This window comes from Vibrio sp. 2433-A1 (assembly GCF_056726085.1).
On sequence record NZ_JBRESC010000010.1, the window covers coordinates 74,010 to 90,623 of the forward strand.

General features: G+C 45.0%; 13 protein-coding genes. 4 read left to right on the top strand and 9 right to left on the bottom strand.

Features of this window, described 5'->3' with window-relative positions; genetic code table 11:
- Positions 1-26: 26 nt before the first annotated feature.
- The 3 genes from ACU01J_RS11905 (at position 27) to ACU01J_RS11915 (ending at position 3,703) form a co-directional block, all read left to right on the top strand.
- The gene (locus ACU01J_RS11905; protein ID WP_481085898.1) at positions 27-2,606 is read left to right on the top strand and encodes a TRAP transporter permease; all 2,580 of its coding nucleotides are present in this window, start codon (positions 27-29) and stop codon (positions 2,604-2,606) included.
- 101 nt (positions 2,607-2,707) lie between these two features.
- Positions 2,708-3,145, top strand: a complete 438-nt coding sequence (locus tag ACU01J_RS11910) for a universal stress protein (RefSeq protein WP_053437936.1) — start codon at positions 2,708-2,710, stop codon at positions 3,143-3,145.
- A 165-nt stretch (positions 3,146-3,310) separates the two neighbouring features.
- Complete coding sequence (locus ACU01J_RS11915) at positions 3,311-3,703, top strand: DUF2061 domain-containing protein (RefSeq protein WP_481085899.1); 393 nt, start codon at positions 3,311-3,313, stop codon at positions 3,701-3,703.
- Here the strand turns inward: ACU01J_RS11915 and ACU01J_RS11920 are convergent.
- Complete coding sequence (locus tag ACU01J_RS11920) at positions 3,700-4,500, bottom strand: glycosyl hydrolase 2 galactose-binding domain-containing protein (RefSeq protein WP_481085900.1); 801 nt, start codon at positions 4,498-4,500, stop codon at positions 3,700-3,702. The two genes, ACU01J_RS11915 and ACU01J_RS11920, sit on opposite strands and share 4 nt — an antisense overlap.
- Before the next feature lie 129 nt (positions 4,501-4,629).
- Positions 4,630-5,040 carry a ribonuclease E inhibitor RraB gene (rraB, locus tag ACU01J_RS11925; RefSeq protein ID WP_053437933.1) on the bottom strand — a complete coding sequence of 137 codons (411 nt, stop codon included), beginning with the start codon at positions 5,038-5,040 and terminating at the stop codon, positions 4,630-4,632.
- 565 nt (positions 5,041-5,605) lie between these two features.
- Between rraB and arcA the strand changes: the two genes are divergently transcribed.
- Entirely contained in the window at positions 5,606-6,826 is a 1,221-nt protein-coding gene (gene arcA / locus ACU01J_RS11930; RefSeq protein ID WP_481085901.1) for an arginine deiminase, read from the top strand.
- 190 nt (positions 6,827-7,016) lie between these two features.
- On the opposite strand, the gene tldD is transcribed toward arcA, so the two are convergent.
- Genes tldD through mreC form a run of 7 tightly spaced genes read right to left on the bottom strand, consistent with a single transcriptional unit; the run spans position 7,017 to position 16,607 of the window.
- Positions 7,017-8,462 carry a metalloprotease TldD gene (gene tldD / locus ACU01J_RS11935; protein ID WP_481085902.1) on the bottom strand — a complete coding sequence of 482 codons (1,446 nt, stop codon included), beginning with the start codon at positions 8,460-8,462 and terminating at the stop codon, positions 7,017-7,019.
- 9 nt (positions 8,463-8,471) lie between these two features.
- Positions 8,472-9,290 (bottom strand): carbon-nitrogen hydrolase family protein, encoded by an 819-nt coding sequence (locus ACU01J_RS11940; RefSeq protein ID WP_481085903.1) that lies wholly within the window; start codon positions 9,288-9,290, stop codon positions 8,472-8,474.
- A gap of 12 nt (positions 9,291-9,302) precedes the next feature.
- Complete coding sequence (locus ACU01J_RS11945; protein ID WP_481085904.1) at positions 9,303-13,172, bottom strand: YhdP family protein; 3,870 nt, start codon at positions 13,170-13,172, stop codon at positions 9,303-9,305.
- Between the two features lie 9 nt (positions 13,173-13,181).
- Complete coding sequence (rng, locus tag ACU01J_RS11950) at positions 13,182-14,651, bottom strand: ribonuclease G (protein WP_481085905.1); 1,470 nt, start codon at positions 14,649-14,651, stop codon at positions 13,182-13,184.
- Positions 14,652-14,672: 21 nt separating this feature from the next.
- Entirely contained in the window at positions 14,673-15,233 is a 561-nt protein-coding gene (locus ACU01J_RS11955; RefSeq protein ID WP_481085906.1) for a Maf family protein, read from the bottom strand.
- 3 nt (positions 15,234-15,236) lie between these two features.
- Positions 15,237-15,725: a rod shape-determining protein MreD gene (gene mreD / locus ACU01J_RS11960; protein WP_481085907.1), complete on the bottom strand. Its 489-nt coding sequence runs from the start codon at positions 15,723-15,725 to the stop codon at positions 15,237-15,239.
- A 6-nt stretch (positions 15,726-15,731) separates the two neighbouring features.
- Positions 15,732-16,607 (bottom strand): rod shape-determining protein MreC, encoded by an 876-nt coding sequence (gene mreC, locus ACU01J_RS11965; protein WP_481085908.1) that lies wholly within the window; start codon positions 16,605-16,607, stop codon positions 15,732-15,734.
- Positions 16,608-16,614: the final 7 nt, after the last annotated feature.

The following is a 16,614-nucleotide window of genomic DNA, read 5'->3' on the forward strand; positions in this document are numbered from 1 at the left end:
GACCATTTATAATAAGGATTAAGTACATGTCGAAGACAAACACTCCGTCTCAAGATGTGCAAGAAATGGTGGCTCAATCCGATACTGGTGCACGCGCTCCTTCTGGGCTGTCTGGTCGCATCTTATGGTTTGTGCCGCTATGTTGGTCACTGTTCCAACTTTGGTACGCTTCCCCTCTTCCATTTATTTTTAATTTTGGCGTACTCAACGATACTGAAGCGCGTTCTATACATTTAATGTTTGCTGTATTCCTTGCCTTTACAGCTTACCCAGCAATGAAGGGCTCGCCAAGGGATAGCATTCCTGCTATCGACTGGTTGCTGGCATTAGCAGGTGCCTTCTCTGCTGCATATATCTATATTTTTTACACTCAACTCGCGGGGCGCTCTGGAGCACCAACCTCATTTGATATTGTTATCGCCGTGATAGGTATGGTGCTACTGCTGGAAGCAACACGCCGCGCTTTAGGTCCACCGCTGATGGTGGTTGCTGCAGTCTTCTTACTCTACACATTTGGCGGTCCTCATATGCCAGATGTGATTGCGCATAAAGGTGCAAGCTTAAACAAGGCGATGTCTCACCTGTGGCTAACCACTGAAGGTGTATTTGGTGTCGCACTAGGCGTATCAACATCATTTGTATTCTTGTTTGTACTGTTTGGCGCCATGCTTGAACGTGCTGGTGCTGGTGCTTACTTCATCAAGGTAGCATTCTCGCTATTGGGCCATATGAAAGGGGGTCCAGCAAAAGCAGCGGTTGTTGCTTCTGGCTTGTCAGGCCTAGTTTCAGGCTCATCGATTGCTAACGTAGTAACCACCGGTACATTCACCATTCCACTGATGAAGCGTGTTGGCTTCCCAGGGACTAAAGCGGGTGCGGTAGAAGTTGCGGCTTCAACGAACGGTCAGCTAACTCCACCAATCATGGGTGCTGCAGCATTCTTGATGGTTGAGTACGTGGGTATCTCTTACGTTGAAGTCATCAAAGCGGCGATCCTTCCAGCTCTGATCTCGTACATCGCACTTATCTACATTGTTCACCTAGAAGCATGTAAAGCAGGTATGACTGGTTTACCTCGTCGTCATACGCCGAAGTTCATTCATAGCCTATTGTCGTTTACTGGCACTATTTTGGGTCTGTGTGTTATCAGTGCTGCAGTCTACTATGGTGTCGGCTGGACAAAAGATGTCTTTGGTGAAGCAGCAACACCTATCGTTACTGTCGCCTTACTGGTTGCTTACGTGGCCTTGGTAAACATATCAGCGAAATACGCTCAAGAAGGCGCAATTGAGATTGACGCTGAGCTAACTGAAGTGCCGGATCCAGGTCCAACGATTAAATCTGGTCTGCACTTCTTACTACCAATCGTTGTTTTAGTCTGGTGTTTGACTGTTGAACGTTTCTCGCCCGGTCTATCAGCCTTCTGGGCAACCGTGTTCATGATCTTTATCTTGATCACGCAGCGTCCATTGATTGCGATTCTTTCTAAGGAAGGCAACCTTGCTGAGCAAACTAAAGCAGGTTTTGTTGATCTCGCTGAAAGTTTGGTTTCAGGTGCTCGTAATATGATTGGTATCGGTGTTGCGACAGCAGCAGCGGGGACCGTTGTTGGTGTGGTAACGCTAACGGGTATAGGTCTGGTTATGACGGACTTTGTTGAGTTTATCTCTGGCGGTAACATCATCCTGATGTTGCTATTTACCGCTGTGATCAGCTTGATCTTAGGTATGGGTCTGCCAACAACCGCTAACTATATCGTTGTATCAACACTGATGGCACCGGTCATTGTCACTCTTGGTGCACAAAGTGGCTTGATCATTCCATTGATCGCAGTCCACCTATTTGTGTTCTACTTCGGTATTTTGGCTGATGATACTCCGCCTGTTGGTTTAGCTGCATTTGCTGCAGCTGCAATTGCTAAATCGGATCCGATCCGAACCGGTATTCAAGGCTTTACTTACGATATCCGAACGGCAATCTTGCCATTTATGTTTATCTTCAACACCCAGCTACTGCTAATGGGTATTGATAGTATTTGGCACTTATTGCTGACGATTTTCTCTTCGATCGTCGCGATGTTGATCTTCTCTGCGGCAACGCAGGGCTGGTGGTTTACTAAGAACAAATGGTGGGAAACTGTTGCCCTATTAGTGCTAACGTTTACTTTCTTCCGCCCTGGTTTCTGGTGGGATCAAATTTACCCTGCGAAGGTTCTGCACCCTGGTACTGAGATCGTACAAATCACTGAGCAATTGAAGGTGGGTGAAGAGATTGAACTACTGGTTGCTGGTGAAAACCTAGAAGGCGACTACATTTCTAAAACAGTACGTTTGCCTTTTGAAGACCGTGCGACAACAGCCGAAGAACGCATTGCCTCGATGGGTCTAATGCTAAATGACGCCAATGGTCGTATGTTGGTTGATATGGTCGAATTCGGTAGCCCTGCGGAAGCCGCTGGTGTCGATTTTGACTGGGAAATTCGTTCTGTGGTTGTCAATGCAGACCGCCCGATGAAGGAGTGGGTATTTGTCCCAGCGTTACTTCTTCTGATTGGTCTGGCGATGAACCAAAGAAGACGAGCTCGAAAGGAACAGCTGAGCGCGTAACTTAATCAGCCCTACTCCTAGAGTAGGGCTACAATTAAGCTAAGGATGCATTAACTCCCCCTTAAAGACGTTCTTTAAGGTGAACAATAAGAGAAATAATGATGTACAAGCAGATTCTTGTTCCTGTTGATTTAAACGATAAAGGCTTTTCAGATAAGGCTGTCGAATTGGCTGTTTGGCACGCGAAACACTCTAACGCCGAAGTACATATTCTCAATGTGTTACCTGGCATTCATATGTCGATGGTCGCAACTTACTTTCCGAAAGATGCTGCACTAAAAATGAAAGCAGATGTGGAAAAGCAGCTTAAAGAGTTTGCCGCAAACCATATTGCTGATGACGTGGTGTATAAGGTGCATGTGACTGAAGGCAAACCTTACTCAACTATCCTAGAGTTTGCAGAAAAGCTAGGTGCCGATTTGATTGTAATGCCGAGCCACAAACGCTCTAAAATTGATAAAGTTGTGCTTGGCTCAGTGGCGAGTAAAGTAGTTCAGAACTCTCCTATCAATGTACTAGTGGTTAAGCCTCAAGGCTAATTGACGACGACCAACTGCAAATAGTAAAGGCGCGTAATGCGCCTTTTTCATCACTTAGAAAATCAATAGATATCACCTATCAACACTATCGCTACAACCCAATTCATTTAATGCGAATAATTATCAATAATAACCTCATCAAGTTTACTCGACTAGGTTATTGTTATGAAAAAGACACTTACATTCGCTACTATTCACTTCACTATCGCGTTCACAGTCGCGTATGTATTAACAGGTGATATTCTGATTGGTAGTCTGATTGCAATGATCGAGCCGAGCGTAAACTCAGTGGCTTTCTACTTCCATGAGCGCATTTGGCAACAAAGCATAGCACTACAGAAACTGGCTCGTTCTGCCAAGGTGAAAACAGCTAGCTTTGCCGTTGTGCACTTTAGTGTTGCTTTTGGTGTGGTGTATCTATTGACGGGGGATGCATTTGTTGGCGGTATCATGGCTGCGATTGAACCAACCATCAATACCTTCGCTTACTACTTTCATGAAAAGGTGTGGCTACGTAAACAACAAGCCACACTACATTGGGGATGCGCTCACGCTTAAAGTGGGTAATGGGATACACACATATCTTTGTTTAACCCGATGTGCAAACGTCGGGTTTGGCCATCAAGCGTCACTTCCAGTAGATATAAGTCATCAAGATTTGGATTATCAGCATCGGCGTAAATTGGCGCTTCTATTTGAAATAGTGCGCTAGCGTGAGTGTCACGCACATCGATTGGCAAGTGGTAAGTCATACCATTGAACTTAACTGCCGCTGAGACAAGGCCCGGAGAGTAAGTCTGATAATGCAAATCGACTAGAAACTCACAGCCACCGCCGTGGTGCCAAATTTGCTCAGTCGTGATGTGCTCTAAACGTACGTTGCGGATAAATTGTAGGAAGGGTTCTTTCCAAACCCCAATGCGGCCATCAAGCTTTTGGTATTGCTGCTCACCAAGCGAACACAGTTCTAGCTGATCTTCTTCAAACAACAGTTCCTCTTCCTCTTCAAGAAACAGAACCTCAAAGCGGTTTCGGCCTAACTGCATGTAAGGGCGAATATCTTTCTTATATTCAGCTTGGCTGCCATCACAATCAAATACAGCAACACCGTTCAAACGCACTTCAGCATGGTAATCGATCCCAGCAATCACAAGATCGACCGCAGGAAACGCCATCATCACTTCATCCACCTCAATATCATGCATCAAGTGCCACTCTTGCGCAGCAATCTCGGCCTCAGAGAGTGAGTCAGGAAGCTTAGCACTTAAAGGCGCAGGAAAAGTGATGTCATCTTGTGGAATAGATAGGTCTGTAAGCGGAGAAATCTGCCAAAGACCAGCAAGTGAAAGCTGCATAAACCGTTTTATAAATTGAGCCAGATCAAGTTTGGGAGATTATAAAGCAGCGTATGGGATAAAGATACAAAAATGCCAGTCACTCGACTGGCATTCTCAATTCTAACTTAACGAGCAAAACGCCGTTAATTACTCTTCGTCATCTTCTTCAGGGTAAAGAGCGTCTTCGCCCTCGTAGTAAGTACCCCAACCATCGTAGATAATGTCGTACTTCTCAGCGAGATGGATAAGCTTTTCAACCTGTGCGTCAATCGCCTCTGCATTTAACGCAGATTCCATTGTTGCATCACAACAAAGCAGCTTATTACCGTCTTCGTCTTCTGTTTCTTCAGCTTCAAGAACTTCAAAACCCATCTTGAATGCTTCAACTACTGCTTTTTCTAGGGTATTGAAATCTTCAGCGAAAAGGTGGTGTTCGATCTCATATAAAGCATCTGGCTCACTGCCATCTTCTAACAAAGCTTGGATAATATCGCGAGTCTCTTCCTTTTGAATCTCAATTAATTCTTCAACAGATAGATATTCATCTTCGTGAGACATAAGTCGTGCTCCAGATAGTGACAAAATAGATCGTAATTTACAGCGACGAAATATCGCATGGATCCAGCAAAATTACTACCCAGAATATGGCTTGATCGCGATCTTTATCAGTCTTCGTCGGCAAGATCAAACCTGATCCAGTTCACAATAAAGTAATTTTAACATTTTGTTATCAAGTGGCTGATTCAGAATTATCTCTTTTAAACTCTTTATCCCCTATAAAGCGAGATTATGCGTTTTTATCAGCATTCTTTGCATATCAAGTACTCAGCAGTAAATGCATAAAAATATGCATCACCGATAACAAAAGGCCTATTAGTGAATAGCTATGCTGTTACTCTCTGGAACTTCGCACTCCTACTACACACCTTTAACGCATAGAGACGCAACTCTATAACAGACCAACTCAAAGCAGGCATTTGGCAATCCTATAAATTTACGACCATTTTTAGTATAAAAACCCAAAATAACAACAAAAGATAGTTATTTTAGCCAATAAGCTAGCTTGCATCTTTATAACAAACTTGTCATAAATACGCTCTGGAATTAATTGTAAGGATACAAAATGAGTAAGTTGTATGTAGGCTCAGAAGTTGGTCAATTGAGACGAGTATTGTTAAACCGTCCTGAGCGAGCACTCACCCACTTAACCCCTTCAAACTGTCATGAACTGTTATTTGATGATGTATTGGCTGTAGAAGCCGCTGGTGAAGAGCATGACAAGTTTGCCCAAACACTAACCAATCAAGGGGTTGAAGTTCTACTTCTGCACAACTTACTGGTAGAAACATTAGACGTTGCTGAAGCGAGAGCTTGGCTACTTAATACCCAGATTTCTGATTTCCGCTACGGCCCTACGTTTGCCAAGGACCTACGCAACTATCTATCTGATATGGACAACGAGCACTTAGCAACAGTCCTGCTTGGTGGCCTTGCTTATTCAGAGCTACCAATCAAGTCGTCATCAATGCTACCGCGTATGCATCAGCCTCTCGACTTTGTGATTGAGCCGCTACCAAACCATCTATTTACCCGCGATACGTCATGTTGGGTATACGGTGGCGTCTCTCTTAACCCAATGATGAAACCTGCTCGTCAGCGTGAAACTAACCACCTGCGTGCGATTTATCGTTGGCACCCTGCTTTTGCTGGCCAAGACTTTATTAAGTACTTCGGTGATGAAGATCTTCATTACGATAACGCCAATATTGAAGGCGGAGACGTACTGGTTATTGGTAAGGGTGCAGTCCTTGTTGGTATGTCTGAAAGAACAACTGCTCAGGGTGTAGAAAACCTTGCGGCAAGCCTATTTAAACACGGTCAAGCCAAAGAAGTGATTGCGATTGAGCTACCAAAACACCGATCATGTATGCACTTAGATACCGTGATGACTCACATGGATATCGATACTTTCTCAGTCTACCCAGAGATCATGCGTAAAGATCTCAACACTTGGCGTCTATCACCAAAAGACGATGGTGATATGAAAGTAGAGAAAGTACCGAGCTTCATTCATGCCATTGAGGAAGCACTTGGCTTAGATTACTTGAAGATCATTACCACTGGCGGCGACAGCTACGAAGCAGAGCGCGAGCAGTGGAATGATGCCAATAACGTATTAACAGTCAAGCCGGGGGTGGTTATCGGTTATGAACGCAACGTCTACACCAATGAGAAATACGATAAAGCCGGTATCGAGGTTCTGACTATTCCGGGTAACGAGCTCGGCCGCGGCCGCGGTGGTGCGCGTTGTATGAGCTGCCCTATCGAACGTGACGGGATCTAGTTTCGAGTTTCGAGTTTCGAGTTTCGAAAATTTAAAGGGTTGGCACAATGGGCCAACCCTTTACTTTTACATCCAGACAATAAACTCCTAAGAAAAGTATCACTGCCTGCAATTATTGTCTCACTTTCCACCGGTATCTCTCGAAGGACGAAGTCCGCTCTAGATACTCGAAGCAATGCGTACTCGATTTCTACTCTGTACCACCAACTGTGATTGAGTCTAGCTTCAATGTTGGCTGACCAACACCGACTGGTACACTTTGGCCTGCTTTACCACATACACCAACACCGCGGTCGAGACTAAGATCATTACCAACCATTGAGACCTGCTGCATTGCCTCAATACCAGAGCCAATCAAAGTTGCCCCTTTAACAGGACGGGTGATCTTACCGTTTTCAATCAAGTAAGCTTCAGAGGCAGAGAAAACGAACTTACCAGAAGTGATATCAACCTGACCACCACCAAAGTTTGGTGCATATAAGCCTTTCTCAACTGTTGAAATAATCTCTTCTGGCGTGTGCTGACCCGGTAGCATGTAAGTATTGGTCATACGTGGCATTGGCAGGTGAGCGTAAGATTCACGACGGCCATTACCAGTAGGGTTTACCCCCATAAGACGCGCATTAAGCTTATCTTGCATGTAACCTTTTAGCACACCGTTCTCGATCAGTGTGTTGTACTGGCCATTTACACCTTCATCATCAACGTTTAAAGAACCGCGTAGGTCTTTTAAAGTACCATCGTCAACAATCGTGCATAGTTCTGAAGTCACCTTTTGGCCTACTTTACCGCTAAAGACTGAAGACTCTTTGCGGTTAAAGTCCCCTTCTAAACCATGACCAACCGCTTCATGCAACAATACGCCAGGCCAACCAGAGCCAAGCACTACTGGCATCATACCTGCAGGTGCAGCATCAGCTTCAAGGTTGACTAAAGCCATACGAATCGCTTCATCTGCATAGTGGTAAGCAACCTTAACGCCATCACTATCAGATAAGAAGAAGTCATAACCAAAACGACCGCCACCGCCTGAGCTACCGCGCTCACGGCGATCACCTTTCTGAGCAAGAACGCTAATTGATAAGCGAACCAAAGGACGAATATCGCCAGCGTAAGTACCATCGGTTGCTGCAACTAGCATTTGTTCATGGACACCACTCAAGCTAACCGACACTTCTTTGATTAATGGCTCTTTAGTGCGGATATAAGCATCCAACTCTTTAAGCAATTGAGTTTTCTGCTCTTTTTCCCAGCTTTCTAGTGGGTTAGCAGCAGCGTAATAACTCTGGTTATCGCTACGCTTAAATGCTTGAACTTGACCATTTTGACCTTGCTGAGCAATACCTCGCGCCGCAATTGCACTTTGCTTTAAGCCTTCTAACTGAATTTGGTCAGAATAAGCAAACCCCGTCTTTTCGCCAGTTACTGCCCTCACACCGACACCACAGTCAATATTAAAAGAGCCATCTTTAATGATGCTATCTTCCAATATCAAAGACTCATGCCAGCTTGACTGGAAATAGATATCTGCATAGTCGATTTGGCGAGTAGCAATACTTGCTAAGGTATCTGCAATATCTTGCTCACTAAGTCCGGCTGGTTTAAGCAACGCGTCTTCTACGTGATTTATGGTCATACTTTGCTCTTAATTTTGTAACTGATTGCTGAATCGAGTGTGCTGCCTTACTGGCATAGCGGCTCTCAACTCATCGACTTGGGTTAGGTCAATTTCGACTAATAAATTACTTGGTTGATCAGATAGTGTCCCGATAATCTCTCCCCACGGAGAAATCACCATGGAGTGTCCCCAAGTTTCTCGCCCACACGGATGGACTCCCGCTTGGTTTACTGCAATAAGCCATGACTGCGTTTCAATCGCTCTCGCACGCAATAATGGTTCCCAGTGCGCTCGCCCCGTCACTGCCGTAAATGCAGCTGGAACAAGAATCAGGTTGGCACCTAACCGAGTAAGTTCACTATACAGTGCAGGAAAGCGGATATCATAGCAGATACTCAAGCCAAGATGCGCGAATGGAGCTGGATAAGTCACAATTTGAGAGCCCGGAGTAAAAGTTTCAGACTCTCGATAACGTTGATGTCCGTCGGCAACATCGACATCAAACATATGTAATTTATCATAATGCGCGACTCGCTCTCCTTGTGGAGAAAAAAGCAGTGATGTGGTAGTAACACCCTTTTGCTGCTGGATAGGCATACTACCAATCAGCAGCCACACCGAATTATCGCGCGCAAGAGCAGCTAACTCGTTTTGTAATGGGCCGGTTGTCAAAGGCTCTGCATGTTGGTGATAGTCTTTACGACTACCGAAAACCAGGCTGTTCTCTGGAGTGACGATAAAAGTCGCGCCCTCTTTTGCTAAGGCGTTTACCTGTTGACGAATATACGCCAAGTTGTGTTGCGGATTTGGCCCAGATGTCATCTGAATTAACCCCACTCGTTCCATGAGCAACTCTCCTTATTCCACCGCTTCTCGCAGTTTCTTCGGCAACTTAAATTCACCTTGGCTACGTGATAACTCTTTAACTATAGGCGCATCCAATGGCCCTTTCACTTCATAGTTAACTTGAGTAAAGACCTCCACCACAGGTGAAATCACCGTTGTAATAGCGAGTACGTATAACGCAGTTTGTGGCGTCACAGCAAAGGCGGTTAAGACCGGAATTCCTGAAGTAATATCTGGGGTAAAGTTAACCTCTGCATCCACTGTTCGGCTATTAAGGTTCGCTAACCCTTTAATGTTCATTTCACCTGCTAGCGCATCCATGTTGATGTCATTAGTAAGGAAAATACCGTTGCGAATTGAACCACTGCCGGTAATAGAATTAAACGCCATTCCATCATCAAACACATCGGTAAAATCGAGCTGCATTTTGCGAATAATTGAGTCAAGACTGAAAATACCCAGTAATCTCGCCGCGCCACTGACATCGGAAATAACACCTTTACCTAGCTTGGTTTTCACATCACCTTGTAAGCTCGATACTCTACCTGACCACGGTGAGCCATCCCACTCGATATTGGCACTAATATCGAAAGGCGCACGCTGAATACCTGAAGAGATACCAAAGCGCTCCATCACGTCACTGTTATTCTCTCCCGCCATAGTAATATTGAGCTTAGTGTGACTTTGCTTATCGTTTAGTTGCCACCAACCATTCATACTGACCTTATTACTACCACTTTCAAACGAGAGCTTCTTCCACTCAATTTTTTCACCTTGGCGTTGAAGATCTAAGTGAGTTTTACCGACCTTATATCCCTGAAGCCAGAAGTCATCTATATTTAGCGTGATATTCGGGATCTGCTGATGGAAAGTTCGATCAAAGGCGCTTACCAATGGTTGTTCATCATTGGTACTGTCGAACATGCTTTTATCTTTTAGCTCTTTATCCAGTGCTGGCACATAAACATGGAGCCGCTCAAGAGAAACCGATAAATCATAAGGCTCAAGGTAACTCGCTTCTCCTTTCGCCTCCTGACTGTCGAGGTTCATATACCAACCCAAACCTTTACGCTTGGCGCTGAAGTCGACATCATTCCATTCGATATTTGCCAAAGTCAGCTCTTTTACATCGAGATCAATTCTTGATGGTAACGGAATCTGCGGCGTTTTCATTTGCGCCAATACCGCCGACGAGTTGGTTTGTTTTTGGGTCGCGACTTCAAGCCAATCATCTAGATTAAATTTGTCAGTTCGAACTTGAGCTTGATGGCCAGTAATTGGACTGATTTTAAAGCTACCCTTACCCAGTACTAAATTAGTCGCTTTGAGAACTGGCACATCTGGGCGAATGTCGATTTCGGTTTGATACTTAGCATTCGGCAGTTGCAATCTTGCGGTAATACTCTCTTGGTTACCTGACGCTTGCAGACGTGCTTTGCCTTTTTCACCGCTCTTTTTACCTAACGGCGCTGGATAGTTACTGCTTACTAACTTAAGGTCTGCAACTGTATCAATTTGGTACGTAAAGCCAACGTCATTGAGTTGTAGGTCAATATCCATCTGCCAAGGCGCATGCCCGCCAATAGGCGCTACCCAACGATTACCAAGGTAAGGAGCCAGCGGTTTAACATCCCAATCCCCAACCACATCAATCGCCACACCATAGCCTTGATCAATGTTCTCTCCGCTAAAATCGATTGAGACAGGCTGAGTGAGTAGCTCTGCGGATAACCCAGCGGCACTGACCACATCGTTATCAAATGCTACCCGACCAGACACAGTTTCTAGTGTCATTGGTGGCGCATCAATGGTCACATGGTTTTTATTTAGGTCAGCGTAACCCCAAGCACGCGCTTTTTTATCCATATCAAATGGGATATTAAGCTGGAACTTCGATTTCACCGGTCCATCAACTTGCACTGCCGTCAACGCTGCACCAACAGAGTCCACCAATGGTGAAGCTGTCATATAATCGCGTACCGCATTACCTTGAGCACTGGCTTGCGCTTCAATCTCAATGTGCCCATCAGGGCCAAGGTTAGGAATTCGGCCTGTAATACGCTGAGCTTTTACATCCATTAACGTTGCACTATGTGAATCAAGGTACATCGAATCATTTTGGAACAGTAGATCGAGCTGTAAGTCGGTAATCGCTGGCCAAGCAGTATCAAAGCTAAATTTGCCCTGCTTTAAACCCACCCAAGCCTGAAACATGCCATTGTTTTTATGATAAGGGAAATCACCTAACTCTCCATACCAAAGCAGTTTTGCAGTGTTAACTCGACCACCTTGAATAGCGGTACTCAAATAATCCGTTAGGTCTCGGCCAAGCGCTAAAGTTGGTAAGTAACGCCAAGTCTCACCCGCGTTATAGAGGTCAGCTTCAGCATAAAAAGATAAGAACGGGCTTCGATCTTTAGGAAAATCGAGACGAAAGGCACCAAGTACTTGCAGATCGGGGGTTGCGGCAGTAACTTTATCCGCCCACAGACTCCAACCTTGCTCATTGTTTTGCCAAACAATATCCACCTGGCCTTGTTTGATATTGAGCGGAGCTTGAAATACTTCACCGTAAGGTAAGACGTCATCAATCAGAGAAACACTGGCTTTAGCTTGCTGCAAGTTACCTGAAACTTTAGCCGATAGATGATGAACACCTGGCAGTAGCTCCCACTGAGACATAGTGCCTCCAGTGAGATCCGCCGAGTATTTAAGGCTATCAAGACCATCGCTCATGGAAACGCGAATATCTTCAACTAAACCACCAAGTGAAAATGTCTCGATTAACTTTGACGTCGCTTGAGAGTTTGGCGCCAGTTTGACCAAGGGAGTGATAGTTGCTATATCGAGTTGAGAGACATTGAGGCGCCATTGTTCAGGCTGCCAATCAAAGGCCATATCAAGTTCAGGCCACTCTTTCTCATCGGTTCTCAATTCAAGTGAGTGAGCATTTACTTGCCAACCATTATCTTTCGGCTCAAGTTCGAGAAAACCTGACTCTATCGACAGTTCATGGCGTTCACCTTCTTGCCAAATTAGCTCAGAGGACTCCAACTCTAAGTAAGCACTTACTGGCTGACTCTTCTCAAGTTCTAACCAACTATTAAAGCTGATCTGGCCTTTCTCTATGCCTGTTTCTGTTTTGAGGTACTTGCTCAGCCATGGTGTCACTAGCACGTTTTGTACAGAGACATAAAACTCGCCACTTACGTCTGCTAACGAGCCGTAATCGACAAAGTTTGCTTTTACCTGCGCAGAGTTCAGTTGGGTATTAACTAAACTGATTTCGCCATCTGCAAGGTGTTGACGACCATTATTTTGCCACCTCAGTTTGGCAATACTCAGTTCACGATCGGTACCATCAATGCCTAAGAAATGAATTTGCGAGTCGGCTAAAGTAAAACTGTCTAGCTGGCGAAGGAACAGCTGGTCTAACTGTTGTATCACTCCCTTTTGCTCACCTTGCGGTTTTAACTCTGACTTGTCGTCATTCGTTGCCCACTGTACGGAAGTAATATCTAAATTGAGCTGATGAATATTCAAATCTGCAACAACAGGCTGAAGTTGCATGATCGTTTGGAACAGATCCAGTTCAACTTCAACCGTTTCAGCAGAAAAATGGATGCCACTGCTCTCGGGCGTTTGCGCTCTAACCCCTTGTAGTGAGATCGATGGATGAGTATTACGCCAAAAACCATGTAGGCTAGAAATCTCAAAATCCAAACCTGAGCCTTGGTTAACCCAAGTTTGAATCTGAGGTTTAAAGTGGTTGAGCTGAGGTAGTGCGATACGCAGAGCCGTCACTGCGATTGCCAAAACAACCAGAACAGTAACGGTCAACCAAAGAAAAAATCGCGTTAGACGAGTTGCAGTCGTAGTCACATGCAGCCTTTACATCATTACAACATCAAACTGCTCTTGGATATAAAGAGGTTCAGCTTGAATCTTCACTTGCTTACCAATAAAGACCTCTAGCTCTGCCAGTGCATGAGACTCATCGCCTTGCAGGGTATCGGCAACCGCAGGTGAGGCATAAACAACGAATTTGTCCGCATCATAAGCGCGGTTGACTCGTGTCACTTCACGTAAGATTTCGTAGCACACAGACTCAACGGTCTTAACGCTGCCACGACCTTCACAGGTTGGGCACGTTGAACACAAGATGTGCTCGATACTTTCGCGAGTACGCTTACGGGTCATCTCAACCAAACCAAGCTGAGTGAAGCCATTAATATTGGTTTTAACGCGATCTTTGTCTAATGCATTTTCTAGTGAGGTCAGTACGCGATTACGATGCTCATCGGCGATCATATCAATAAAGTCGATAATGATGATGCCGCCTAAGTTGCGAAGGCGTAATTGGCGCGCAATAGCCTGAGTCGCTTCAATATTGGTATTGAAAATCGTCTCTTCAAGGTTACGTCGCCCAACGAAAGCACCGGTATTGATATCAACTGTCGTCATCGCTTCTGTTTGATCGATAATCAGGTAGCCACCCGATTTAAGCTCAACTTTGCGCTCTAATGAACGTTGAATCTCATTCTCGGTGTCGTACATATCGAAGATAGGCTTTTCACCTTCATAAAGCTCAAGCTTTTCTGTCAGTTCAGGGACATATTCCGAAGTAAACTCTTTGAGGTTTTCAAACTCTGTACGTGAATCGACCAAAATCTTGTTTAGCTCAGTACCGACGAAGTCACGCAAGATTCGCTGTGACAGGCCTAATTCACCATACAAGGTAGCGCGCGTTTTGTACTTACTGCGACGATCCATCACCTTAGACCAAAGACGTTTTAGAAAAGCAGCATCCTGCGAAAGCTCTTTCTCGTCCGCCCCCTCTGCAGCAGTACGAATGATAAAGCCACCGTTCTCGTCGCAGTAATGGCCCACGACCTTTTTGAGACGGTGACGTTCTTGTTCACTTTCGATACGCTGAGAGACACCAACGTGGCTAGCTCCTGGCATAAAGACTAAGTAACGAGAAGGAAGGGTAATATCCGTGGTTAAACGCGCGCCTTTAGTACCAAGCGGATCTTTCACCACCTGCACGACAATGTCTTGTCCTTGGCGAACAAGTTCAGAGATATCACGAACTTGGAATTGCTGTTTTTCATTGTCAGCAACGCATTCAGTATGCGGGACAATATCAGACGCATGCAGAAACGCGGCTTTCTCTAGGCCAATATCAACAAAAGCGGCTTGCATACCCGGCAGTACTCGACTGACTTTGCCTTTGTAAATATTGCCAACAATACCGCGTTTAGCTTCACGTTCGACATGGATTTCTTGTAGGGTTCCCCCTTCAATCATGGCCACACGAGTTTCACTCGGGGTCACATTGATCAGCAACTCTGCACTCATGAGCGCACCTCAAAAATAAAATTATAAAAATTTGTGCAAGAGCTGGTCAGTTTCAAACAGTGGTAGGCCAACGACAGCGTAATAGCTGCCTTCAATACGGGTGACAAAACGCCCACCGATACCCTGAATCCCATAACTGCCAGCTTTATCGCATGGCTCACCCGTTTGCCAATATAGTTCTATTTCTTGCTCTGACAGGGTCTTAAACCATACGTCTGTCGATACCACGACAGTCTCTTGAATCTCTTTAGTCGCCACCGTTACGGCGGTCATCACTTGATGCTCTCGGCCTGAAAGCATCAGTAGCATCTGTTTAGCATGCGCTAAGTCGTCAGGTTTCTCTAATACATTATTGTCGCATACGACAATCGTATCGGAGCCTAACACCACTGATTCTGGTTGTAGCTCAACAGCAGCCATCGCTTTATCTAGCGACAAGCGCGACACATACTCAAATGGTGTTTCGCCTTGTTGTTGACTCTCTTCAACATCTGTCTTAAAAACAGAAAATTGAAAGCCCAATTGAGTAAGTAGCTCTTTTCTTCTTGGCGAGCCTGAAGCCAAAATCAGTGGTTTAGTCATTGTTTATCGTACATGCCAATGGCGTCTGACTCGACGCATTAATAAGAACATCCAAGGCCACAATATGCAGTTGATCAATCCACTCCACATAGTAACAGGATTGAACATCACATCTTGAATCAGGTACTCACCACAGAAAATGAGTACATCCAAAATAACCGACATTATTCCTATTAAAATAGCCTGTTGCCACAGAGCCATGTTACGAATAACCAAAAAGTTAAGCGCAACAAGATAAACCACAATCGACATCATCATCCCTCGAATACCAAGGGTTGAACCTAATAATAAGTCCCAAAACAGACCGACGATCAATGCTGTACCTACGTTGACTCGGTGAGGCAATGCTAACACCCAGTAGCAGGTGACAAGCAATAGCCAAGATGGGCGTAGCAGATCTAATACTCCAGGCCAAGGGATCGTTTGCAGGGTTAACGCCACCAAGAAAGAGCATGCAATGACAAATTTGCCTTTTAGTACACTATTCGCCATGTTTGCTTATTCCTCTTCCTCAATAGTTCCAGATAAAGACTGCTGAACCTTGTCCTGACGCGAGTCATTTGGCCAAATAAGCAATAAGTAACGTAGACGCTCAAAGTCGACGACAGGCTCTGCTTCAATTAAAGCAAACTCTCTACTGGTATCACGTTCCACTTTCGCAACATGAGCAACCGGGAAACCTTCTGGATAAACCCCACCCAAGCCGGATGTCACCAGCAAATCGCCCTCTTCAATATCCAAACTGATGGGAATATGATCCAAATTAATACGATCAGACTTACCCGAACCAGAGGCAATAACACGAATATCGTTACGGACCACTTGAACTGGAATGGCACTCAAGCTATCGGTTAGCAATAGAACGCGGCTATTATGCGCAGAGACAAACGTCACTTGTCCAACAATGCCTTTTTCATTAGCGACAGGTTGACCGACATAAACACCGTCAATTTGCCCTTTATCAATCACCACTTGGTGACGATATGGAGAAGTGTCGACCGCCATAACTTCGGTCACCACTTTACGCTCATCACGGGTGAAAGATGAGCCAAGTAACTTTCTTAAGCGCTGGTTTTCTTCTCGATATTGATCGAGCAACAATAGGTCATTTTTAAGACGCAGCACTTCACGTTTCAGATTATGAGTGCTTTCCATATAATCCTGGCGGATATTGAAGCGCTCATAAGCACCATCAAACATTACTCGAGGCACGTCCGCTAAATATTGGATAGGAGCGACCATGCTGTTGAGAAAATAACGCACTTGGGTAAATGCGCCTAAACGACTATCAGCCAGCATAAGGCTGGCTGATAGAATGACGGCAAAAAACAGACGTAGCTGAAGTGAAGGTCCCTGGCCAAAAATAGGCTTCATGAATAGT